The organism is Enterococcus sp. HMSC061C05, assembly GCF_001814765.1.
Lineage (GTDB): Bacteria > Bacillota > Bacilli > Lactobacillales > Enterococcaceae > Enterococcus_B > Enterococcus_B lactis.
Map to the genome: position 1 here is coordinate 55,957 of NZ_KV817725.1, position 23,210 is coordinate 79,166.

At 38.4% G+C, this 23,210-nt stretch carries 18 protein-coding genes and 1 other RNA gene; 14 read left to right on the top strand and 5 right to left on the bottom strand.

Annotated elements, in window-relative coordinates; all coding sequences use genetic code 11:
• Nucleotides 1–142: 142 nt before the first annotated feature.
• The 3 genes from HMPREF2988_RS01720 to recU form a co-directional block, all read right to left on the bottom strand.
• The gene (locus HMPREF2988_RS01720) at nucleotides 143–676 is read right to left on the bottom strand and encodes a hypothetical protein (protein WP_024635162.1); all 534 of its coding nucleotides are present in this window, start codon (nucleotides 674–676) and stop codon (nucleotides 143–145) included.
• Nucleotides 677–971: 295 nt separating this feature from the next.
• Nucleotides 972–3,350, bottom strand: a complete 2,379-nt coding sequence (locus HMPREF2988_RS01725; RefSeq protein ID WP_002339329.1) for a PBP1A family penicillin-binding protein — start codon at nucleotides 3,348–3,350, stop codon at nucleotides 972–974.
• A complete protein-coding gene (gene recU / locus HMPREF2988_RS01730; RefSeq protein ID WP_002309362.1) occupies nucleotides 3,340–3,987 on the bottom strand; it encodes a Holliday junction resolvase RecU in 648 nt (215 codons plus the stop codon). The genes HMPREF2988_RS01725 and recU overlap by 11 nt, the downstream gene beginning before the upstream one ends.
• 63 nt (nucleotides 3,988–4,050) lie before the next feature.
• Here recU and HMPREF2988_RS01735 point away from each other — a divergent pair, with 63 nt between their 5' ends.
• The 11 genes from HMPREF2988_RS01735 (at nucleotide 4,051) to HMPREF2988_RS01785 (ending at nucleotide 16,681) form a co-directional block, all read left to right on the top strand.
• The gene (locus HMPREF2988_RS01735; RefSeq protein WP_002315085.1) at nucleotides 4,051–4,590 is read left to right on the top strand and encodes an SLOG family protein; all 540 of its coding nucleotides are present in this window, start codon (nucleotides 4,051–4,053) and stop codon (nucleotides 4,588–4,590) included.
• Between the two features lie 89 nt (nucleotides 4,591–4,679).
• A complete protein-coding gene (gene gpsB / locus HMPREF2988_RS01740) occupies nucleotides 4,680–5,099 on the top strand; it encodes a cell division regulator GpsB (RefSeq protein ID WP_002295835.1) in 420 nt (139 codons plus the stop codon).
• A gap of 21 nt (nucleotides 5,100–5,120) precedes the next feature.
• Nucleotides 5,121–5,488: RNase P RNA component class B (gene rnpB / locus HMPREF2988_RS01745), an RNA gene on the top strand.
• A gap of 161 nt (nucleotides 5,489–5,649) precedes the next feature.
• Nucleotides 5,650–6,816, top strand: a complete 1,167-nt coding sequence (locus tag HMPREF2988_RS01750; RefSeq protein WP_002329169.1) for a THUMP domain-containing class I SAM-dependent RNA methyltransferase — start codon at nucleotides 5,650–5,652, stop codon at nucleotides 6,814–6,816.
• A gap of 45 nt (nucleotides 6,817–6,861) precedes the next feature.
• Nucleotides 6,862–8,358, top strand: coding sequence for a carboxypeptidase M32 (locus HMPREF2988_RS01755; RefSeq protein ID WP_070769881.1), 1,497 nt, complete (start codon nucleotides 6,862–6,864; stop codon nucleotides 8,356–8,358).
• Nucleotides 8,359–8,438: 80 nt separating this feature from the next.
• A complete protein-coding gene (locus HMPREF2988_RS01760; protein WP_024635165.1) occupies nucleotides 8,439–9,122 on the top strand; it encodes an HD domain-containing protein in 684 nt (227 codons plus the stop codon).
• A 495-nt stretch (nucleotides 9,123–9,617) separates the two neighbouring features.
• Complete coding sequence (locus HMPREF2988_RS01765) at nucleotides 9,618–10,808, top strand: glycine C-acetyltransferase (protein ID WP_002315081.1); 1,191 nt, start codon at nucleotides 9,618–9,620, stop codon at nucleotides 10,806–10,808.
• 101 nt (nucleotides 10,809–10,909) lie between these two features.
• Nucleotides 10,910–11,863, top strand: coding sequence for an L-threonine 3-dehydrogenase (locus HMPREF2988_RS01770; protein ID WP_070769882.1), 954 nt, complete (start codon nucleotides 10,910–10,912; stop codon nucleotides 11,861–11,863).
• Between the two features lie 63 nt (nucleotides 11,864–11,926).
• Nucleotides 11,927–13,276 carry an APC family permease gene (locus tag HMPREF2988_RS01775; RefSeq protein ID WP_070769883.1) on the top strand — a complete coding sequence of 450 codons (1,350 nt, stop codon included), beginning with the start codon at nucleotides 11,927–11,929 and terminating at the stop codon, nucleotides 13,274–13,276.
• A gap of 88 nt (nucleotides 13,277–13,364) precedes the next feature.
• Nucleotides 13,365–14,783, top strand: a complete 1,419-nt coding sequence (gene pepV, locus HMPREF2988_RS01780) for a dipeptidase PepV (RefSeq protein ID WP_070769884.1) — start codon at nucleotides 13,365–13,367, stop codon at nucleotides 14,781–14,783.
• Between the two features lie 236 nt (nucleotides 14,784–15,019).
• Entirely contained in the window at nucleotides 15,020–16,681 is a 1,662-nt protein-coding gene (locus HMPREF2988_RS01785; RefSeq protein WP_143355231.1) for an AbgT family transporter, read from the top strand.
• On the opposite strand, the gene HMPREF2988_RS01790 is transcribed toward HMPREF2988_RS01785, so the two are convergent.
• On the bottom strand, nucleotides 16,605–16,928 hold the full coding sequence (locus HMPREF2988_RS01790; protein ID WP_002315076.1) for a hypothetical protein: 324 nt from the start codon (nucleotides 16,926–16,928) through the stop codon (nucleotides 16,605–16,607). The two genes, HMPREF2988_RS01785 and HMPREF2988_RS01790, sit on opposite strands and share 77 nt — an antisense overlap.
• A 128-nt stretch (nucleotides 16,929–17,056) precedes the next feature.
• On the opposite strand from HMPREF2988_RS01790, the gene HMPREF2988_RS01795 reads away from it, so the two are divergent.
• Nucleotides 17,057–18,220, top strand: a complete 1,164-nt coding sequence (locus HMPREF2988_RS01795) for a VanZ family protein (protein WP_002329179.1) — start codon at nucleotides 17,057–17,059, stop codon at nucleotides 18,218–18,220.
• Nucleotides 18,221–18,289: 69 nt separating this feature from the next.
• The gene (locus tag HMPREF2988_RS01800; RefSeq protein ID WP_002315074.1) at nucleotides 18,290–19,639 is read left to right on the top strand and encodes a DEAD/DEAH box helicase; all 1,350 of its coding nucleotides are present in this window, start codon (nucleotides 18,290–18,292) and stop codon (nucleotides 19,637–19,639) included.
• A 44-nt stretch (nucleotides 19,640–19,683) separates the two neighbouring features.
• Here HMPREF2988_RS01800 and HMPREF2988_RS01805 read toward each other — a convergent pair whose 3' ends face one another.
• Entirely contained in the window at nucleotides 19,684–20,115 is a 432-nt protein-coding gene (locus HMPREF2988_RS01805) for a GNAT family N-acetyltransferase (RefSeq protein ID WP_002339320.1), read from the bottom strand.
• 390 nt (nucleotides 20,116–20,505) lie between these two features.
• Here HMPREF2988_RS01805 and alaS point away from each other — a divergent pair, with 390 nt between their 5' ends.
• Entirely contained in the window at nucleotides 20,506–23,148 is a 2,643-nt protein-coding gene (gene alaS, locus HMPREF2988_RS01810; protein ID WP_002315072.1) for an alanine--tRNA ligase, read from the top strand.
• Nucleotides 23,149–23,210 lie beyond the last annotated feature (62 nt).

The following is a 23,210-nucleotide window of genomic DNA, read 5'->3' on the forward strand; positions in this document are numbered from 1 at the left end:
AGAAACCACGCCTGTAGACGTGGTTTCTTTAATTGCAAATAAATGTATGAATTATCTTGTTATTATGGAGGAAAGCTGTTTCGTTTATCTTTTTTGCATGAAAAAGTAAATGTACATTCTCAGTAGCTAGGATGGTAACTTATTACAATTTATTGCGATAAAAATAAATGTTGTTATTTTTCTTGGGAAAATACCCGATGTAGAAAATAATGCCTTCCAATATACCTATAAAATAAGTCCAGTATTCCAAAGGATTATATAAATAAGTGACGTATCTATCTAAAGGTGTAATAAAAATGATAAGTGATAATAAAAAAATACCATTTATAACTAAACATAAACTAATGGATTTGGGCGGTTTCAGGCTCATCAGAAAAATATAGATTCTGGTGAACAACAACCATAAAAAAGTGAGAATCATTGCATGAGAGCTTCTTTCCATAAATTTTCCTTTAAGAGTAGTGCTTAAAAGTACAGAAAAAATAATAAATGCAAGGATAGGAGCAATTAAAGTAAATTTATTTAATAATAAACTAAATTTTTCAGCTTTTTTATTCTTGGAATAACGAGGTATTGTTTTCGATAAAAAAAGATGGTGCAGACAAATTATGATAATTAAGCATACTATTAGATAACCCATAATGAAGCCTTCTTTCAAAAAATTATTCAAAACCATATATTGTATTTTTTATTTGATAATAACAATGGGATTATTAAGAAGTGGCACTAAATAAAAGACTAGTGTGTATTTAGCCGATTTAATTATAAACAAGTCAATGGATAAAGTATATGTAATGATAAAAGAAAAATGGATTTTCTAATTTTTAAGCTAAATGTTAGATCACACATGTATACGCTGGATAGTCTTATAAAAAATCATGTAATACAGCTTGGTACATGATTTTTATTTGTAGCTGTTTTTTACATAGACACAAAAAAGAAACCACGCCTGTAGACGTGGTTTCTTTTTTCTATCTGTTTCCAGAAGCTGAGGTGCTACTGGATGGTGTATGGTCATTTGCAGCATCCGCTTCGCTAGTTGCTGGTTCACTGGAAGAAGCAGGAGGAGCAGATGAAGACGGCGTCGAGCTTTCTTCAGATGAAGAACTAGGAACCGTCGTTGATGACGCTGGCTCACTTGTCTCTGCTGTCGTGCTTTCTGTTGAGGACTCAGCGGTTGATTCGCTTTGACTAGTAGAGCTAGTTTGAGTCGTCGTCTCTGTTGTTGAACTTCCAGGAGTCTGGACATAGCTGGAAGAAGGAATAGTTGTTGATGGCGCAACTGTATTTGATCTCACTGTATATTGATCCTTATAGTACAGTTCACCGCCCACACGAATCAAGCCACTTGGCATCTCCCAGTCTGTATTTGTCACGTTAGCTGAAACATACTGCATAAGCTCGCGATAAACATCAGAGGCCACGTGTGACGATTCTGAAGTGACAGGTGTCATTTTATTGTTGTAACCTGTCCACACGGAAATCGAATAATTTGGTGTATAGCCCGCAAATAGGATATCTGGATATACACCAGAAGAAATACCAAGTTTCGCATACTCGTCATCTGTATAATTTGATGTTCCGGTCTTACCGGCTTGATATAACCCAGCGATTTGCGCATTCGTACCAGTACCTTCAGTGATTGTATCTTTTAAAATGTCTGTGATCATATAAGCTGTTTCTGGAGACATGGCTGTTTTTCCATCAGGTTCATAAGTTTCTTCTGTACCGTCTTGGAAGACGATTTTATTAACATATTGAGGTTTGTAATAGGTTCCTCCATTGGCGAAAGCCGCATAGGCTGCTGCCATTTTTAAGGAAGAAGCTCCGTATTTTGTCCCATCTTGTTCTTCCGTATTACTAGAGATCGCATTCGATTGATGGATCGTACTGTATTCGATCCCAAGATTTTTTAAGAAAGAAGCCACTTTATCTGAACCGACTTCATTGAATAATTTGACTGCTGGAACATTACGGGATAAGTAAAGTGCTTGGCGTAAAGTAATGGTGCCCATATATTGATTATCCCAGTTTCCTACAGGAGTAGAAGTGCCTTCATAGTTATACGGTGCGTCAGTGATAGTTTTTCCAGTAGAATATTTCAAATATTCAAAAGCTGGTCCGTAATCTGTGACAGGTTTCATCGTAGAACCAAAATCACGGGAAGTATTCACTGCTAAGTTGTTGCCTAAAGTCACGTCTTCTGCGATGTGACGCCCGCCAATCTGGGCTTTGACTTTCCCGGTATTTGTGTCGATAAGCGTGGAGGCAACTTGCATCTCATCGTCTGGATAAGAGACATACTGATCCGTATTGACGATATCATATAGTTTCTTTTGAGCATCCAGATCCAAATTCGTATAGATCTCTAAACCGTCTGTGTAGACATTCTTATCTGTTTTTTCTTGTACTTCATTGATGACTTCTTTGACATAATTATCGACGATCTTAGTGTTGTCATCAGATTGAGTCAGCTCTTGCAAACCATCCGTTACCGGTACATTGACAGCTTGATCATATTCTGTTTGAGAGATTTTTTCGTTTTGAAGCATCGTATACAAAACAGTATCTCGTCTTTTCTTCGCCTGATCGGGATAAACATAAGGATCATAGGCAGAAGGGGCTTGAGGCATTCCAGCAAGCAATGCTGTTTGTGGTAAAGAAAGTTCTGATAGTTTCTTACCAAAGTACATCTCAGAAGCTGTCTCCATCCCGTACAAACCATTTGACATGTACACTTTATTTACGTAGTAGGTCAAAATTTCTTGTTTCGATTTTTTCTGTTCCAATCTTACAGCCATCCACGCTTCTTGAGCCTTTCGTTTCAGAGTCTGATCCTCGGCGCTGGTGGAGAAGAAGGACAGTTTGATCAATTGTTGTGTCAAAGTACTTCCGCCTTGTAGACCGCCAGAGGTGAAATTAGAAAGGGCAGAACCGATGATCCGAATAGGGTCAACCCCGATATGTTTATAAAAACGGCGATCTTCTACTGACACGATCGCATCTTCCAATGTTTTCGGTAATTCATTTGCAGAAATCTTTTCTCGCTTTTCCGCACCTAGATCTTCGAATAATTCGCCATCTTGTGTATATAATTTGGAAGATACGGTAGCGTCTAATTTTTTATCTGTCAATTCGGGCGCATCTTTTGCGTAATACCAGAACAGTCCTACACCTGCTAAAAAGAGGATACAGAAAAACGAGAGGATGCCTAAAAGGATTTTGATAAACAATCCTTTTTTATGTGGTCCAGAAGTCTTCCCAGAACCTTTGCCCGAATTCTTCTTCACACTCTTTTTAGGAGTAGGCTGTTTCTGTCGTCTAGAGCTTCTAGTTTGTTCATTTGCCATTCTTGCTTTCTCCTTCAATAGATAATGTTGATAAATAGAAATCAACCGCGTCCAAATAAGGAATCCGCGGAGAAATACCAGTTTTGATCTCTATTCCTAGTTCTTCGATCAATGATAAAGGCAGTGATTTGCGTCCTTTTTCCTTTTGGGCATCCCAGTAAGCAATCAAATGAACACTATTCAAATAAAAACAGCGTTTCAATGTCGAAAACCATAATAAGACAAAGCAGACTCCTTTTTGTTCGAGGCATGCTTTCATGTGTTCGATTTGATGGGCATGGAAGTTTTTAAAGGGAAACGATGTTTTGTTCTTGGTTTCTTTTGCTTCAAAGTCCAAGTAAAAGCCTCGATAGACGCCATTATAGTCTGTGGTTGAGGCTTGGGTAAAGTAGGCTTCTTTGATTACAGCAGCGCTTCTCTTAGGATAGTCTACTTTCACGATTTGGATAGGGGTAGGCTTTTTATGGATAACTGCCAACCCGCGGGAAAGATAATACTCATTACTTTCATTGATTGCTTCTTCAAAGCGCATCCCCCGATTGCCGAATTCGGTGATTTGTTTTCTTTTTTCTTGAATTTTTTCGACGGGAGAGGCATTCTTATAATAAGGTTGGCCGTTTGGATAGCGCAATACCATCTTTAATCACACTCCTAGGCCACATTATAGCAAAAAAGCAGATAGAAAGAAAAGGAATCTGAGATGGATAAGTCAAAAGTAATCTATGTGTCTGGGTATCGAAGTTTCGAACTCGGTGTTTTTAAAGAAAATGACCCTAAAATACAAGTTGTTAAAAATGTTTTAAAAAGGGAACTCCGTCAATTAGCAGAAGAAGGGGTGGAATGGATACTTGTCAGTGGGAATTTGGGCGTTGAACTATGGACCGTGCAAACAGTAGCGGAATTGAAAGAAGAATATCCGGAACTTTCCCTTGGTATTTTGTATCCTTTTGCTGATTTTGGTAATAACTGGAATGAAGGGAACCAAGAGAAGAAACAATTAGCAGAACAATTAGCAGATTATGTCGAAGCTGTTAGCCATCAACCCTACCAATCACCTAGTCAGCTAAAGAATCATACTCGTTTTATACTTGAACATACAGTAGGCTGTCTGCTGATCTATGATGAAGAATTCCCTGGGAAAACGAAGTATTTTTTTGAAGATGCACAGAATTACCAAGCAGATCATCCCTACGAAATTCGGCTGATCAGTATGGACGATCTTCAAAATTTTAGTGAATAATCGATATTGTGTTTGATTTATCAACTTTTTTCCTATACAATGAAAAAGGTAGAAATGTTATTACGTAAATGAAAACTAGAGGTGTAAATATGGCGAATTTGGTTTATAGTCCTAAAGACATTTTACAACAAGAATTCAAAACAAAAATGCGCGGCTATGATCCCGTTGAAGTTGATGAATTCTTAGACAATATCATCAAAGATTATGAAACTTACAGCAAAGAACTCCTTGCTTTACAAGAAGAAAACGATCGATTGAGTGCAAAAGTAGCTCAATTATCTAAAACTCAAGGAGCAGCTCAAACACGTGTGCAGCAAACAGAAGCACCGAAGAGCGCAGCAGTAACCAATTTCGATATCTTAAAACGCTTGTCAAACCTTGAACGTGAAGTATTCGGTAAAAAGCTTGATCAACAAGCAAGTGCAGTCAAACCAGCACAACCTAATCCAAATAACTACACAAATGCAGATACAAGCTTAGATGATAATGAAAAAACACGTCAATTTTAATTTTTGACTAATGAATTTGCGGTTTTCGGGTAATCGCGGTCTGACTTGATCAGGCTGAGGAAAGTCCATGCTCGCACAGGCTGTGATGCCTGTAGTGTTCGTGCTTAGCGAAACCATAAGCTAAGGTACTCTTTGGAGTAACGGCAGGAAAACAAGCTAAGGCTTCGGCTATGCTTAAGTATCCTTGAAAGTGCCACAGTGACGAAGCGGCTGGGGAAACCCATCCGGTGGAACGCGGTAAACCCCTCGAGCGAGCAACCCAAACAATGGTAGGGGCGCTTTTTGTCTGGAAGAAGAACAAGACAAAAAGGCAGTACAACTGCAGATAGATGGTTACCGCTTTGCTTTTTCTCCCTGGAAAAGCAAAGTACAGAACATGGCTTATAGAAAACCGCAAACATCAGGGAATAAGGTCGTGACAAAAGAAAGTATGTTGTTCTTATTGCAAAACAGGCTTTTGTGTCACCGGTTATTCGGAGTTTGAGTAAAAGCGTGGGGTAGGACTGACTGATGTCCCACCCCCCTTTTTTTATAAATAAGGAGATTATGTATGGAAAAAAACAGGAAGTTCAACCTCGTCGCAACTGCGGCAAGCGGTCTCGAAGCGCTGGTTGGTAAAGAATTAAGAGATCTTGGAATCGAATGCCAAGTTGAGAACGGACGTGCACGATTTGAAGGAACAATGGAAACGATCGCTACAGCTAATTTATGGTTACGTACAGCAGATCGAGTAAAAATCGTGGTTGGGGAATTCGATGCGTATACGTTTGATGAATTGTTTGAAAACGTAAAAGCATTGCCTTGGGAAGATTTTCTTCCACTAGATGCAGCTTTCCCTGTAGCTGGAAAATCAATCAAGTCGAAACTATATAGTACACCTGATTGCCAGGCAATCACAAAAAAAGCAATCGTTGAACGTCTTCGTACGTATTATCATCGTCCAGCTTCTGTTCCGCTGACGGAAACAGGCGCACATTTCCAATTGGAAGTAGCTTTGCTGAAAGACCATGTGATGGTAACTTTGGATACGACAGGACCAAGTTTATTCAAACGTGGTTATCGCTTAGAAAAAGGCGGTGCACCATTGAAAGAAAACATGGCAGCAGCACTTGTGATGCTGACAAATTGGCGGAAAGATCGTCCATTTTATGATCCTGTATGTGGTTCAGGTACGCTTTGTATTGAAGCAGCCTTAATAGGCCATAATATCGCACCAGGATTCAATCGCGAGTTTGCTTGCGAATCTTGGGACTGGTTCAGTCAGGAAATCATGGAAGAGGTTCGATCAGCAGCAGAAGAAAAAGCAGATTATGATATTGAATTAGATATTACTGGTTCAGATATCAATGGACGAATGATTGAAATTGCCAAAGCCAATGCAGAAGAAATCGGACTAGGCTCTTCGATTGTCTTTAAACAACAAGCAGTGAAAGACTTCAAGACAGATAAAGAATATGGGGTCATCGTTGCTAATCCGCCATACGGAGAACGACTAGGAGAAGAAGAAACCGTTCGAAAATTATATAAAGAAATGGGCGATGTATTCCGTCCATTAAAAACATGGAGTAAATATATCTTGACTAGCGACTTAGCGTTTGAGGAATTTTACGGACAAAAAGCAACCAAAAAAAGAAAATTGTATAATGGTGCTTTGCGTACGGATCTGTTCCAGTATTGGGGAACTCGTCCGCCTAGAAAAAAAGAGAAAGACGAATAATCTGACTAATTGATTCATTTAATTGGATGTTTGGAGGAATAGGGAATGAAAGAAAAAGAGTTTTTACAAGAAGTAAAAGAAATCAATCTTCTACAACAAGCTTTAGGAATCCTCGATTGGGATACACAAACAGGTATGCCAGAAAAAGCTAGTGCATACCGGAGTGAAGTAGATAGCTATCTTTACAGTATTTATTTTTCAAAAAAGATCGGTCCAAAAATTAAAGAAGCCATTCGCTATTTTTCTGAACATCCGGAAGAATTATCGGAAGTCGGAACGTCCGTTTTTGACAAAGTAAAAGAAGAGTATGATTTAGAACATCGCGTACCGGAAGATCTCATGAGAAAATATACAGCTGCTGTTTCTTCCGCTCATGGTCAATGGCAAAAAGCTAGAAAAACACAACAGTTTTCTGATTTTCAAGAAGCATTGAACCAAAATATCGAATTGACAAAACAATTGATACCTTATTGGAAAAAAGAAGAAAAGACAGATTATGATGTTTTGCTGAACCAATATGAACCTGGGATGACTGTTGAAATCCTCGATAAGGTATTTGATCAACTCAAAGAAGGAATTCTTACGATCCGCCGTACGCTCCAAGAAAAAGGGACGGAACCTGAAACAGACTTCTTAAATCGGAGAATGACAAAGGAACAACAGAAGAGATTTGTAGTAAAAGTGATCGAACAACTTGGTTATGATTTTAGTCGTGGTCGTCTAGATGACACTGTCCACCCATTTATGACTGGAATCAATCCAAATGATGCACGGATCACGACACGCTGGAACGAAACAGATTTCAAAATGGCTGTTTTTGGAGTGATCCACGAGGCTGGTCATGGAATGTATGAACAAGACATTGATGATAAATATGCTTATACACCAATTTACCAAGGTACATCAATGGGTATTCATGAATCACAATCGTTGTTTAACGAGATCATTGTGGGAAGTAGTCGCAGCTTCTGGAAAAAGCAATATCCTTTTTTCCAGGAATGTGCAGAAGGAACATTCGATGATATTCCTTTTGACAAGTTTTATCGTTCATTGAAACATACACAATCAAGTTTGGTTCGTATCGAGGCAGACAGTTTGACTTACCCTCTCCATATCATCATTCGTTATGAAATCGAAAAAATGATTTTCAATGAAGGGGTAGATGTTGCTGAATTACCTGAGATATGGAATCAAAAATATGAAGAGTATCTGGGAATACGACCAACAAATGATGTGGAAGGGATCTTACAAGACGTTCATTGGTCAGGTGCAAGCTTTGGTTATTTTCCCTCTTATGCATTAGGGTACATGTATGCGGCACAATTACTTCATTCTTTGCAGCAAGAAATAGATGTGGAAAATGTTCTAGCGTCAGATGATTACTCTCCAATCAAAAATTGGATGTCAGAGCATATCCATCAATATGGTGCATCTAGAAAGCCAAATCAATTGATTATGGATGCAACGCATGAACCACTTAATCCACAATATCTGATCGATTACATGAGAGAGCTATATTTCAATGTATATCAGGTAAAATAAAACCTATTTATAAAGATAGCTGGAATTCATCTAATCGATTAGATGTTTTCAGCTATTTACTTAAGAAAGAAGTGGACTGGATGGATAAATTACAAGTAATCGCTGATTATAGCATAGAACAATTAGCACATGATCAAACGGGACATGGAAGCGACCATACCAAAAGAGTCGTCAAGCTAGCAGAAAGAATTTTGGATACGGAACCGCAGGCAGACCGTTTTGTGACGCTTGCAGCAGCTTACCTACATGATACGATTGATGATAAAGTCGTTAAAGATGAGAACGAAGCAAAGCAACAGCTTCGTGTATTTCTTCGCTCTTTGCCAATCACAGAGGAACAGATTTCAATGATTTTTGCCATTATCGAAAATATGTCCTTTTCTAAAAATCTCTCTGAAGCAGTCGAACTATCTTTGGAAGGGAAGATCGTTCAAGATGCTGATCGTATCGAAGCGTTAGGAGCAATCGGCATTTTGCGAACTGCTTATTTCGGTGGAGGACATGGACACCCGATTTTTGATTCTGAACTGTATCCACAAACATTCAAGGACAAAAAAAATTACCGAAAAGGCACGACAGTTATCAATCATTTTTATGAAAAACTGTTCTTGCTGCCTGATAAAATGAACACTGATTACGGATACAAAGAAGCCAAACGTAGAGAAGGCTTTATGCGTGAATTTTTAGAAGAATTTTTTCTAGAGTGGTCTATTGACGATCCATCTTTCACACCAGATAATTGGATCAAAAATAACAAAAAATGATGGAGATTGTGTCCGAGGAGTTGGCAGGAGAACACCGTTTATTCGGAAGAAGGGATTGTGATAAGACATTTATCACAGTCTTTTTTTCAAATTCAATATAAATATTTTGTGAAAAAATGATCAGGTAATAAGATTAAAAATTGCTGATAAATAAAGATGAAAGCTTTTTACATATTTTTTTATTTTTATTGGTCTATGCGAGGAATAGTTTAAAAATTCAGAATATACTAGATTTTATCTAGCTAGCTTCCATCAATGGTTTTGTTGTGTTTTCTTTCTAGGTAAATCAAAATACCACTATTATTTAAAAGTTAACTTTTCATACTATACAAGTTCTTGGAAAGTAAAAAGATGCAGTAAATAAAAAATATGGTTAAATAACTCTCATAATTAATGTAAGCGTTACCAATCGTGTGGCATACTTGCTTCGTAGATGAATGACACGATATATGTTTGGTATGTTCTGCAAGACAGATAAATATGGAGGTGGAGGCCATGTCTTCCAAAGAGTTAACGATGTATTTGGAGAAAGAATTGGAGCAACTGAAAGAAAAGGGATTGTACAACACGATCGATATACTAGAAAGCGAAAATGGTGCTTGTATCATCGTAGACGGAAAAAAGATGATCAATCTGGCATCCAACAATTACCTCGGGTTTGCCAATCGCAAAGAATTGAAAAAAGCATGTATTGAAGCAACTGAAACTTATGGCGTAGGAGCAGGTGCAGTCCGAACAATCAATGGCTCGCTGAAGATCCATCAACAATTAGAAGAAAAAATCGCAGAATTCAAAGGGACAGAAGCTGCAATCGCCTTTCAATCTGGATTCAACTGTAATATGGGCGCTATCTCTGCAGTAATGACCAAAGAAGATGCTATCTTATCGGATGAATTAAACCATGCATCTATCATTGATGGCTGCCGTTTATCCGGAGCAACAATCATCCGAGTCAAACATCAAGATATGGAAGACCTTGAGAATAAAGCGAAGGAAGCCGTAGAAAGTAAGAAATATAAAAAAATCATGTATATCACAGATGGGGTTTTCTCCATGGATGGAGACATTGCGCGATTGCCGGAAATCATCCCGATCGCCGAAAAATATGGACTGATCACCTATGTAGATGATGCGCACGGCTCAGGTGTAACTGGAAAAGGTGCAGGAACCGTCAAACATTTTGGATTAAGCGACAAAATTGATATGCAAATGGGTACGTTATCGAAAGCTGTAGGTGTTGTTGGGGGTTATGTAGCTGGTTCAAAAACACTGATTGACTGGTTGAAAGCCAGAAGCCGGCCATTTCTATTTTCTACCTCGCTAACTCCTGGAGCAGCTGCATCTGCGTTGGCTTCGATCTCTTTGATGCAGGAACATCCGGAACTTGTCGAAAAAGTTTGGGAAAATGCTAATTATTTTAAAGAAGAATTGAAAAAAGTCGGCTATAACATCGGTGTGTCTGAAACACCTATCACTCCAGTTATTTTAGGAGATGAAAAAGTGACTCAGACTTTCTCTAAGAAACTGATCGAACATGGGATTTATGCTAAACCAATCGTTTATCCAACTGTTCCTCTGGGGACAGGCAGAATCAGAAATATGCCGACTGCGGAACATACAAAGGAAATGCTTGATGAAGCAGTAGCGGTTTATCAAAAAATAGGAAAAGAAATGGAAATTATTTAACTAATTTAGTTTTTTCGCATATTTAAAATTAGAGAACATGTTCACGCATATATTGTTAATCATCTGAAGATAGTAGTAAAAAAAGATCAGGGAGGATCATCATGAAAAAAGTATTGGTGACAGGATGTTTAGGACAAATTGGTTCAGAGTTGATCACACGGCTACGTCAAGAACTAGGCAGTGAAAATGTCATTGCGACAGATATACGCATGCCTGAAGTCATTGGGAAGAACGATATCTTTGAGATCCTAGATGTAATGGATTACGAAAAAATGCGCAGCATAGCAGAACAATATCAAGTGGACACATTGATCCATTTGGCTGCTCTTTTGTCAGCTGTTGCGGAAGCAAAACCACAGTTAGCCTGGGATTTGAACATGACTGGGCTGGTCAATGCATTGGAAGTCGCTAGAGAATTCCAGCTGAAATTTTTTACGCCAAGTTCAATCGGCGCGTTTGGTCCAAATACTCCAAAAGATCATACCCCACAAGATACTCTTCAGCGCCCTACAACCATGTATGGGGTAACGAAGGTAGCGGGAGAACTACTATGTGATTATTATTATGTGAAATATGGCGTAGATACTCGTGGTGTCCGTTTCCCTGGATTGATTTCTTATGCGACCTTGCCAGGAGGCGGTACGACAGACTACGCAGTCGATATTTATTATTCAGCAATCAAAGAAGGAAAGTACACTAGTTTCATTGATCAAGGTACATCAATGGATATGATGTATATGCCAGATGCGATCGATGCCATTATAAAGCTCATGAACGCAGACCCTAATCGACTAGTTCATCGAAATGCCTTTAATATATCGGCAATGTCTTTTGAGCCTGAAGAAATCAAAGCATCTATTCAAAAAATCATACCAGATTTTAAAATGGATTACGATGTCGATCCTGTGCGTCAATCGATAGCAGAATCTTGGCCAAACTCACTAGATGTTTCTTGTGCGCAAGAGGAATGGGACTTTTCACCAAAATACGATTTAGATGCAATGACAAAGGATATGTTGGAAAAACTGAGAGAAAAATTAGCAGAGACGGTATAAAACAAGAACCATAGTCAAAAAGGTTTCTATACTTTTTGGCTATGGTATGGAAGGAGGTAAGTAATGGAAGAATATCAAGCCACGCCAATAAAGGAAGTAAAAACGGAAAATGAATTGAAGCGTACGATGGGTTTTTTCACTGCTTTATCGACTGTTATGGGCACAGTGATCGGTGCAGGGGTGTTTTTCAAAGCCGCAAGCGTAGCAGAAGTAACAGGTACCGTCAGTTTGCATATGTTTTCCTGGTTTCTAGGTGGTGTGATTTCTGTTTGTGCAGGACTGACAGGAGCTGAATTGGCAGCGGCTATTCCTGAAACAGGCGGGATGATCAAATACATCGAACGGATTTATGGAAATACAGCAGCATTTTTACTTGGCTGGGCTCAAGTCGTGATTTATTTTCCAGCAAATGTAGCAGCCTTGTCGATCATTTTCGGTACACAGTTCGTCAATTTATTTGATCTTTCCCAGTCGATGATTGTTCCTGTAGCTGTTACAGCTGCTGTATCGATCATGCTGATCAATTTTTTAGGTTCTAAAGCTGGAGGAGCTTTTCAGTCGATTACGCTTGTCTGCAAACTCATTCCTTTGTTTGTGATCGTTATTTTCGGTTTATTCCGACAAGAAGGAGTAGACTTCCAACTGTTTCCGATCCAAGCAGGAGAAAACCTTTCATTTTTCTCTGCCTTGGGAGCTGGCTTACTAGCAACGATGTTCGCATACGACGGTTGGATACATGTAGGAAATATTTCGGGAGAATTGAAAAAGCCGGCGAAAGATTTGCCAAAAGCCATTTCTTTAGGAATCATCGGAATCATGATCGTTTATTTATTAGTAAATGCGGTGTTCTTAAGAACCGCATCTATCGACGGAGTCGTAGGAAACAGCAATGCGGCAAGTGATGTTGCAAAAATGATTTTTGGCGGCTTTGGTGGAAGACTGGTCACAGTTGGTATCTTGATTTCTGTTTATGGAACTATCAATGGCTATACCCTTACTGGAATGCGTCTTCCTTATGTTATGGCAAAAGAAAACAACCTGCCTTTTAGCAAGCTTTTTGCTAAACTTCATGATAAAACTAAAGTTCCTGTAGCCGCAGGTATCTTAGAGCTAGTCATCGCTATTGGCATGATGATGGTCGGTGGTTTTGATACACTAACGGATATGCTGATCTTTGTCATTTGGATTTTTTATACGATGGTCTTTGTTGGTGTCATTCTTCTTCGTAAAAAAGAACCTGATCTGATTCGACCATATAAAGTTCCGATGTATCCGTTTATCCCATTAGTAGCAATCATTGGAGGAACCTTTATTGTATCAAGCACACTTATCACTCAAACTTTTTTAGCTTCGATGGGGATTGCACTGACACTTGCTGGTATCCCGTTTTACCTTTATTTGAAACGTAGATAGCAAAAAATGATTTGAAATTCATTGGAAACAAACTTTTGACCATAAATACCCGTTAAGAAATTAAGTCATTTCTACCAAGGAGGATCTTATGGAAATAAACTGGTTGCAAGAAGCACAAAAGAGAAAAGAGATGTTGCTAGAGGATTTAAGTGAATTGCTACGCATCAATAGTGTAAGGGATATCGAACATCAGACAGATGAATATCCACTAGGCGCTGGTCCTGCTTTAGCATTGAAAAAAGTACTGTCATTTGGGGAAAGAGATGGCTTCAGAGTTAAAAACATTGATAATCTAGCCGGACATATAGAATATGGGGAAGAAACAGCAGAAGCACTTGGTATCTTAGGACATGTAGATGTCGTACCGCCAGGAGAAGGGTGGGCAACTGATCCGTTCGAACCAATCGTCAAAGAAGGGAAATTGTTCGCAAGAGGTTCAAGTGATGACAAAGGTCCTTGTATTGCTGCCTATTATGGGATGAAAATTATCAAAGAACTGCAATTATCAACATCGAAAAAAATTCGATTCATTTTCGGAACAGATGAAGAGAGTGAGTGGATAGGTATCCATCGTTATATGGAAAAAGAAGAAATGCCAGCATTTGGATTTTCGCCAGATGCCAATTTCCCAATCATTAATGGTGAAAAAGGGATCTTATCTTTCGAGTTGAGTTTTACTTTGAAGGAAGAAAAGGCAGACAAAATGCAACTGAAAAGATTCTCTTCTGGTTTGCGTGCAAATATGGTACCAAGCGAGGCAATAGCCGTCTTGGAAATTCCTGATTTGGAAAAGTTATCTTCTTTAGAAGCTGGATATACAAAATATCTAGATGACAAAAAATTGAAAGGGACTTTTGAATATAAGGAAGGAGAAGCATCCTTCGTTCTGTATGGAAAAGCTGCACATGCCCAAGAACCAAAATTTGGTATCAATGCGGGAACTTATCTCGCCGACTTTTTGCATCAATATCCATTAGACAGCTCAGGATCTGCTTATCTTTCTGTCATTGCCAATTATCTGCATGAAGACTTTAATGGGCATCGGTTAATGGTCGATTATGAAGATGACGTGATGGGAAAAGTGACTTCAAGTGCTAATGTATTCATTTATCAGCAAGAAGGAGAGAAAAAGATCATTCTTAATATTCGTCATCCAAAAGGGATCACAAAAGAAAAAATTCAAGAATCCTTGCTAACTGTCCTTCAAAATGAATCAGTATCAATTTCGATAGTTGGAGACATCAAGACTCCGCATTATGTTTCAGGAGATGATCCATTCATCCAAACATTATTGTCTGTTTACGAAAAACATACTGGGGAAAAAGGTTACGAACAAACAATTGGTGGTGGTACGTATGGACGAATCTTGGAAAAAGGATGTGCGTACGGTAGTTTATTTCCTGGTAGAGAAAATGTAATGCATCAGCCAAATGAATATATGTACGTAGAAGATATTTTGAAAGCAACAGCTATTTACGCTGAAGCAATCTATCGTTTGGTTAAATAAACGTATTCATAGAAAAAACGTTCCCAATCAGTCGTAACTATTTTCACACTCGTAACGCTTGTATCCTTCAGTAAAAAAGAATATTCATGAAAGTTTGAAAGATTGCAGAGAATAAGACGGCAATTTCCTTGAAGTAAAGAAGATTCTAAAAATAAAAATGAACCAGATGAATGAAAAAAGATTCCATAGAAAAAGCTTGTTTTTCTTTCATCTGGTTTGAAAAAGGAGGAGAATAGATGCCAAAAGAAAAACATTCTAGATTAGATAAAGTGTTAGATACAGTAGAAAAACTAGGGAACAAGGTGCCCCATCCAGCTATTATATTCTTAATTTTGATCGTTATTGTAGGAGTACTGTCTCATATTTTTTATCTAATGGGTCAACACGTTACGTTTGATGCTATTAATGCTGAAACAGGAGCACTAGAGCTTACTACTACACATGTAAAAAGTTTGTTGAGTGGTGAAGGGATCCGTTTTATGTTGACTTCGATCGTCTCAAATCTGATGAGCTTTCAGGCTCTTGGAGTCACTTTAGTGGCGATGGCAGGCGTAGGATTTGCAGAAGAGGTTGGCTTAATCGGTGCGATGATTCGAAAGCTGGTAAAGGTAGTACCAAAATCTAGTCTGACAGCGGTACTAGTACTTCTTGGCGTAATGTCGAGTATTGCCTCTGATGCTGGGTATCTAGTATTGATTCCATTAGGTGCAGCAGTATTTTATAAAGTCGGGCGACATCCTTTAGCAGGTTTATCTGCTGCCTTTGCAGGTGTTTCAGGAGGATTTGGAGTCAACTTAGTTATTACGCCAGTGGATGGTATGCTTACCGAAATATTAAATGATGCAGTACATATCATTAATCCATCCTATTCTGTTGATTTAATGGCAAATTTTTATTTTTCGATTGCATCAACCATCTTAGTAGTGATTGTTTCCACTATCATTAACGAAAAACTCATTGAACCTCGCTTAGGAACATTCCAAGAAAAAGGAATGATTGCTAACGATGAGATTACCGATGAATCGAAAGGCTTACATTGGGCTTTTTGGGGATTTACAGTGGTACTGGCATTTATCCTGTTGATTACGATACCAAGTGGTGCCCCACTTCGCCATCCTGAAACTGATGAATTGATTGGTTCTACACCTTTTATGGATAGTTTAATCGCTTTGATCTTGATTTCATTTTTGATTCCAGGGATATGTTTTGGAAAGGCAGTTGGAAAAGTCAAATCGAGTTTGGATGTAGTAAATCCGATTATTAAAGTATTCAGCAACTTAGGTGGGATGATTTTCTTATTGTTAATCATTAGCCAATTCATTTCATATTTCAATTTTACTAATTTAGGTACTGTTTGGGCAGTCAATTCAGCCACGATTATTGAAGATATGAATTTGAGCAGCTTAGCCTTGTTACTTAGTTTCTTAGCACTAGCACTTATTCTTGATTTTATTTTAGTGGGAGCGATACCAAAATTTGCTATTTTAACCCCAATATTTGTTCCATTACTCTATCAGTTGGGAGTAGCTCCAGAAGCTGTTTTGGCTGCTTATCGAGTAGCTGATTCTCCTGTCAATATTATTACGCCACTGATGCCGTATTTTGCTTTGATCGTCACATTTGCCACGAAATATCAAAAGAAAACCGGTGTCGGAACGATTATTTCCATAATGCTGCCACATGCTGTAAGTCTAACTATCACATGGATCATTTTATTTATTCTCTATTATGTATGTATGCCAACTACCGCTAGGACCAGGGATCGGTATGCATTTGAATTGAGAAAACAGGCAGAAATCGGGTTCAACCGATTTCTGCCTGTTATTTTGTTTTGCGTAAGAGAAATATTCGGCGTACACCGCGATAAATATTTAATAAAACTAAGCAACCAGAAATGAAAATGGGAAGCCAAATCAGATAGACAGGGTAGCCAATCATTTTAGACAAAGCATGTGGAGTCATTTTATCCATTTCAAAAAGCGCTTGCTGCCAAGTCTGAAGGTTGAAGACAAGCATGAAACCTGAAATAATCAGGAGAATAAATCCTAAATAATGAATCGTAGTTCTTTTTCTTACATAAGCAATTGTTGCATAAAGGAACAGTAAAAAAATAGGTACGCCAAAAACAAAGTACATATTCAGCATCTCGACACCCCCTTTGAGTTTATCTTACTTTACTTTGAAAGAAATGAGAAATAATAGCCTCGTTACTTGCTTGAAACAGCAAGGGACTGCTAAGATAAGGGAGATACAAAGAATCAAGGAGGAGTCACATGGCAAGTTATATCGAACCGATTCGTTTTGCGCTGATTGTTTTTCCATTTTTAGCCTTAGCGATTTCATCTGTTTTTTTTATTTATGAATATCGAAAGTATGGAACATTTCTAGTAACAAGGGCAGTTATTTTGTATTCCTTTGTTTTCTATTTATTGTGTGCATACTTTCTGGTGATCTTACCACTTCCGGCAAAGGAGACGGTTGCCCAAATGACAGGGCCAAAGATGGAGCTGCATTTATTTGCTTCATGGCAACATTTCAGAGACAACACGGTATTGGTATTATCTGAACCTAGTACCTATCTGCCGGCGATGAAGCAGAGTGTGTTTTTGGAACCAGCTTTTAATGTTTTATTACTCATACCATTTGGCATTTATTTAAGATATTATTTCCGGCTTTCTTTTATGAAAACGATGATTGCTAGTTTCTGTCTATCACTATTTTTTGAGCTGACGCAGCTAAGTGGCCTTTATTTTATCTACCCAAGACCATACCGCTTATTTGATGTGAATGATTTAGTGACAAATACATTGGGTGGAATCATTGGTTTTGTCGTTACGCCGTTATTTACATTTATGCTTCCTACGAGAAGACGGATGGATGAACTTTCTTATGAAAAAGGAAAAACTGTCTCGTTGACACGACGTTTGGTCGCTTATTTGATCGACTGGACATTTTTATCTATTGTCAATTTTATCGCAGCGATTTTCTTTAAACTTGCGTTCGATTCAGGGACAGTTACTTCTCATATCTGGTGGCTTTTATTGGAAGTAGGGCTATACTTTATGATTGTACCGTTTATAACCAATGGATGGACACTTGGGAAAAAAATTGTACGCATCCGCTTGGTGGAGCAAGACCGCGAGCGAATTTCTTTGAAAGCATTGATTATCCGCTACGGGTATCTATATTTTCTTTTTTATGGTTTAAGCTGGTTGGGACAGTTGCTTCAGCAAATCATGAATTCGACAACGAATACGGTGTTGCAGATGAGTGCAGTATTCATTTCTCTCGGTGTCTTGTTACTGCAAGGTATTTTTATTTTAAATATCTTGCTATCATTTTTGAGAAAAAAACGGATTCTGTTTTATGAAAAAGCTAGTCACACATATACCGTTAGCACGATTGCTCAAACAAAGGATGATGATTCTCGAAATTAGCTGAGCAAAAATACTTTGTCTATGTTATAATGCCAAAGTCGTGATAATTTAAAGAGAAGAGGTGCACGAATGAATAATTTTGATATATTCCGCTTCAAGCCATTTATCAATGAAGCGTTAGCCGCAAAGGGCTTCAAACAGCCCACAGAGGTCCAGGAACGTTTGATTCCTTTAATTGCAAAAGGAAAAAATATCATTGGGCAATCTCAAACTGGTACAGGAAAAACACATACGTTTTTGTTGCCGTTGTTTGAAAAAATCAATGCAGATAAAGAGGAAGTACAAGTTGTTATTACAGCTCCAAGTAGAGAACTGGCTGCACAAATTTATGAAGCAGCTACACAAATCGCTAAATTTTCTACACCGGAGATCCGTGTTTCGAATTTTGTCGGGGGGACAGACAAACAGCGTCAGTTAAACCGTCTGCACCATCAGCAGCCACAGGTCGTAGTAGGCACGCCAGGTAGAATATTAGACATGATGAATGAACAAGCGTTGAAGATTCACACAGCATTTGCATTTGTTGTTGATGAAGCGGATATGACATTGGATATGGGTTTTTTAAATGAAGTAGACCAAATTGCAAGTCGGTTACCAGAAAAATTGCAGTTCTTAGTCTTTTCTGCCACTATTCCAGAAAAACTGCGTCCATTCTTGCGAAAATATATGGAGAATCCAATCATTGAAGAAATCAAGCCGAAAGCAGTTATTTCTGAAGATATCGAAAATTGGCTGATCTCAACAAAAGGTAAAGATGAGAATCAAATGATTTATCAACTGCTGACGATTGGTCATCCTTATTTAGCAATCGTATTTGCCAATACAAAACAGCATGTGGATGAAATTGCTGATTATTTGAAAAACCAAGGATTGAAAGTAGCAAAGATTCACGGGGACATCACACCAAGAGAGAGAAAACGAGTGATGCGACAAGTACAGAATCTGGAGTATCAATATGTTGTAGCGACTGATTTAGCTGCTAGAGGAATCGATATAGAAGGCGTTTCTCATGTTATCAATGCAGAAATCCCGGAAGATCTGGACTTCTTTATCCATCGTGTCGGACGTACTGGACGTAATGGATTAAAAGGAACGGCCATTACGTTGTATTCACCAAACGATGAACAAGCCATTGATGCAATCGAGAAATTAGGCGTCTCATTTGAACCGAAAGAAATCAAAAATGGTGAAATCGTTAAAACATATGATCGTAATAGACGTACCAAACGAGAAAAATCAAAGGATGTATTAGACCCAACACTGATTGGACTTGTGAAGAAGAAAAAGAAAAAGATCAAGCCTGGTTATAAGAAAAAAATCGATTGGGCAATTGCAGAAAAAAATAAAAAAGCACGTAAAATCGAACGCAGACAGCAAAGTCGTACTGCTCGTAAAAATAAGAAAAATTCGCATAAATAAAAAACAAGAGGTTGTGACAAAAGGCGTGTCACAATCTCTTGTTTTTAAGCTAGACTTTTTTCCATTCCGATACAAAGTACTTCATCTTCAATAAAAGGTTCTGTGCAAGTATGATACCCTTGTTTTTCATAAAAATCTACAGCCGTCATTTCAGCTACTACATAACTAGTCTGACAACCTTCTGACATCGCCTGTTTTTCTGCAGCTTCAAGCAACTGACCGCCTAACCCTTTTCCTCGGTATTCTTTTGCTACGCAAAAGCGTTCTGGCTTGAAGCAAGTAGGTGTTTTCTTTTCATAACGCAATGTGGCTACTGGTCTTTTTTGATCAAGAAATAGATAATAGTTTTGTTGCGGGATATCTTTTCCGTCGAATTCTAGTTCTGCAGGAATCCCTTGTTCTAATACAAAAACTTGATATCTCAAAAAGCAGCTAGCTGCGCGGATCCATTCATCTGCGCCAACTATTTTTTTCATTATATTCCTCCTCATCATGAATAACTGAGATGTATTGATTTCTTTATCCTTATCGTACCAAAAAATATGGAATATGACCAAAAGGAAATAAAAATAGGCAATTGAGATATTGACAGTGATTGACAGAATGCGTATACTTATTAAAGTACGAAAAGGACATGATTTGTTTTTTTAAGACTCACAGAAAATTCTTTCTTGGCTGAAAAAAGAATAGTCACTAATCAAATTGCTCCCTTTTTCTATTTTGGTAGAAATACCGACGCAGCTCAGCGTTATCGAGTTTAAGAGGTAATGATTACACATCATTGCAATCAAGGTGGTACCGCGAGTTTTCGTCCTTGGCTGTAATGGTGTTTTTTTGTATTTAATTTATAGAAAGCAGGTAATGACATGAAACAATTAAGTAGTGCACAAGTTCGACAAATGTTTCTTGATTTCTTCCAATCTAAAGGACATACAATTGAACCTAGTGCGTCTTTGATCCCCGTGAACGATCCAACCTTATTATGGATCAACTCTGGTGTTGCAACATTGAAAAAATATTTTGATGGTTCAGTTGTACCAGAAAATCCAAGAATCACAAATGCCCAAAAGTCTATTCGAACAAATGATATCGAAAATGTCGGTAAAACAGCACGTCACCATACGATGTTTGAGATGCTGGGTAATTTTTCTATTGGTGACTATTTCAAAAATGAAGCTATCCACTGGGCATGGGAATTTTTGACTGATCCAAAATGGATGGCATTCGATCCAGAAAAACTTTATGTAACAGTTTATCCAAAAGATACAGAAGCAAAACGCATCTGGCATGAAGAAGTCGGTCTGCCGCTAGATCACATTATCGATGTAGAAGACAACTTCTGGGATATCGGAGCAGGCCCATGTGGACCAGATACGGAAATTTTCTATGATCGAGGAGAAGCTTATAACGATTTAGCAGAAGATGATCCTGAAAACTATCCAGGAGGAGAAAATGAACGTTATTTAGAAATCTGGAACTTGGTATTTTCAGAATTTAACCATAAACCTGATAATACATTTGAACCACTTCCTCATAAAAACATTGATACGGGCATGGGATTGGAACGTATGGTCTCAATCGTTCAAGATGCGCCAACGAACTTTGAGACAGATTTGTTTATGCCTATTATCCACGCTGTAGAAAAGCTAAGCAAACAAGTAAAATATGGTGAAAACCCAGTAACAGATATTTCTTACAAAGTAATCGCAGATCATATTCGCGCCCTTTCATTTGCTATTGGCGATGGTGCATTACCATCGAATGAAGGAAGAGGGTATGTCTTACGCCGTTTGCTTCGTCGTGCGGTCATGCATGGGAAAAAATTAGGTATTGAACAAGCATTCTTATATCGTTTAGTCCCTGTCGTTGGAGAGATCATGGTAAGTTATTATCCTGAAGTACTTCAACAAAAAGAATTTATTGAAAAAGTTATCCGTACAGAAGAAGAACGTTTCAATGAAACAATCAATGAAGGTTTGGAAATCTTGAATCAAGTGATCCAAGAAGTGAAAAACGAAAACGGTACGACTCTAGCAGGAAAAGACATCTTCAAACTATACGACACATATGGCTTCCCAGTAGAATTAACGGAAGAAGTGGCAGAAGATGAAGGACTGAAAGTTGATCATGCTGGTTTTGAAAAAGAAATGGACGCACAACGTGAACGTGCTCGCTCTGCCCGTAGTACAGAAAAATCAATGGGTGTACAATCTGCTTTATTGACAGATATCAAAGTAGAAAGTAAATTCATCGGATACACGGAGCAAGAATCAGATAGTCAATTATTGGTCATCGTAAAAGGCGAATCTCTTCTGAACGAAATCGCAGAAGGTGAAGCTCAAATGATCTTTGACCAAACACCTTTTTATGCAGAAATGGGTGGCCAAGTAGCAGACCAAGGTTGGATTATGGATGAAGCAGGAGAAATCGTTGCAGTTGTTACAGATGTTCAAAAAGCGCCTAATGGTCAATTTATGCACACAGTAGAAGTAAAAGCACCAATGAGCGAAGGACAAACCTATCATCTATTGATCGATCAATCGATGCGCAATCGTATCATCAAAAACCATACAGCAACCCATCTACTGCACAAAGCATTGAAAGAAGTACTTGGCGAGCATGCAAATCAAGCTGGTTCTTTAGTCGCTCCTGGACATTTACGATTCGACTTTACCCACTTTGGTCAAATCACTTCAGATGAATTAGCTGAAATGGAAAGAATCGTCAACGAAAAAATCTGGGAAGCTATCCCAGTTGAAACAATTGAAACAGATATCGATACAGCCAAAAATATGGGTGCAATGGCTTTGTTTGGTGAAAAATACGGACATGACGTTCGCGTAGTAAATATTGGCGGTTGGTCAATCGAACTGTGCGGAGGCACACATGTAGCAAACACAGAAAACATCGGAATCTTCAAAATCGTTTCTGAATCAGGAATTGGTGCAGGCGTGCGACGAATCGAGGCTGTAACAAGCAAAGAAGCGTACGAACTACTTGAAGAAGAAGAAAAACAACTAAAACAAGTAGCAGCAATTGTTAAATCACCTCAATTGAAGGAAGTTGTTTCAAAAGCGGAACAATTGCAACAGCAAGTAAGAGAGCTGCAAAAGGAAAATGAACAATTAGCTAGCAAGTTAGCGAATCAACAAGCCGGTGATGTATTCAAGGATCCAGAAACGATCAGTGGAAAAACAATCATTGCAGCACAAGTAAAAGTGAAAGACATGAATCAGCTGCGTCAATTAGCTGACCAATGGAAACAAAAAAATATTTCAGACATTCTTGTTTTAGCAAACGAACAAGAAGGAAAAGTCAGTCTGCTAGCGGCAATGACGAAAGAATCAAATGAAGCTGGACTAAAAGCTGGCGACTTGATTAAAGCAATCGCACCAAAAGTAGGCGGTGGCGGTGGTGGACGTCCAGATATGGCACAAGCTGGCGGGAAAAATCCTGCTGGTATTCCAGATGCACTTAAAGCTGCGAAAGAATGGCTTGCGCAACAATAGACCGTTTATGTTTGATAGAAAAAAACAACTGTTCAATCATTGAACGAAACACGATCATGGGG

What these genes read in the sequence shown, in the direction of transcription:
- pepV (WP_070769884.1), top strand. Translation starts at nt 13,365, where the DNA reads ATGGAAATAAACTGGTTGCAAGAAGCACAAAAGAGAAAAGAGATGTTG.
- HMPREF2988_RS01725 (WP_002339329.1), bottom strand. Translation starts at nt 3,350, where the DNA reads ATGGCAAATGAACAAACTAGAAGCTCTAGACGACAGAAACAGCCTACT.
- HMPREF2988_RS01755 (WP_070769881.1), top strand. Translation starts at nt 6,862, where the DNA reads ATGAAAGAAAAAGAGTTTTTACAAGAAGTAAAAGAAATCAATCTTCTA.
- HMPREF2988_RS01735 (WP_002315085.1), top strand. Translation starts at nt 4,051, where the DNA reads ATGGATAAGTCAAAAGTAATCTATGTGTCTGGGTATCGAAGTTTCGAA.
- HMPREF2988_RS01805 (WP_002339320.1), bottom strand. Translation starts at nt 20,115, where the DNA reads ATGAAAAAAATAGTTGGCGCAGATGAATGGATCCGCGCAGCTAGCTGC.
- HMPREF2988_RS01770 (WP_070769882.1), top strand. Translation starts at nt 10,910, where the DNA reads ATGAAAAAAGTATTGGTGACAGGATGTTTAGGACAAATTGGTTCAGAG.
- gpsB (WP_002295835.1), top strand. Translation starts at nt 4,680, where the DNA reads ATGGCGAATTTGGTTTATAGTCCTAAAGACATTTTACAACAAGAATTC.
- alaS (WP_002315072.1), top strand. Translation starts at nt 20,506, where the DNA reads ATGAAACAATTAAGTAGTGCACAAGTTCGACAAATGTTTCTTGATTTC.
- HMPREF2988_RS01795 (WP_002329179.1), top strand. Translation starts at nt 17,057, where the DNA reads ATGGCAAGTTATATCGAACCGATTCGTTTTGCGCTGATTGTTTTTCCA.
- HMPREF2988_RS01765 (WP_002315081.1), top strand. Translation starts at nt 9,618, where the DNA reads ATGTCTTCCAAAGAGTTAACGATGTATTTGGAGAAAGAATTGGAGCAA.
- HMPREF2988_RS01790 (WP_002315076.1), bottom strand. Translation starts at nt 16,928, where the DNA reads ATGCTGAATATGTACTTTGTTTTTGGCGTACCTATTTTTTTACTGTTC.
- HMPREF2988_RS01785 (WP_143355231.1), top strand. Translation starts at nt 15,020, where the DNA reads ATGCCAAAAGAAAAACATTCTAGATTAGATAAAGTGTTAGATACAGTA.
- HMPREF2988_RS01775 (WP_070769883.1), top strand. Translation starts at nt 11,927, where the DNA reads ATGGAAGAATATCAAGCCACGCCAATAAAGGAAGTAAAAACGGAAAAT.
- HMPREF2988_RS01800 (WP_002315074.1), top strand. Translation starts at nt 18,290, where the DNA reads ATGAATAATTTTGATATATTCCGCTTCAAGCCATTTATCAATGAAGCG.
- HMPREF2988_RS01760 (WP_024635165.1), top strand. Translation starts at nt 8,439, where the DNA reads ATGGATAAATTACAAGTAATCGCTGATTATAGCATAGAACAATTAGCA.
- recU (WP_002309362.1), bottom strand. Translation starts at nt 3,987, where the DNA reads ATGGTATTGCGCTATCCAAACGGCCAACCTTATTATAAGAATGCCTCT.
- HMPREF2988_RS01720 (WP_024635162.1), bottom strand. Translation starts at nt 676, where the DNA reads ATGGTTTTGAATAATTTTTTGAAAGAAGGCTTCATTATGGGTTATCTA.
- HMPREF2988_RS01750 (WP_002329169.1), top strand. Translation starts at nt 5,650, where the DNA reads ATGGAAAAAAACAGGAAGTTCAACCTCGTCGCAACTGCGGCAAGCGGT.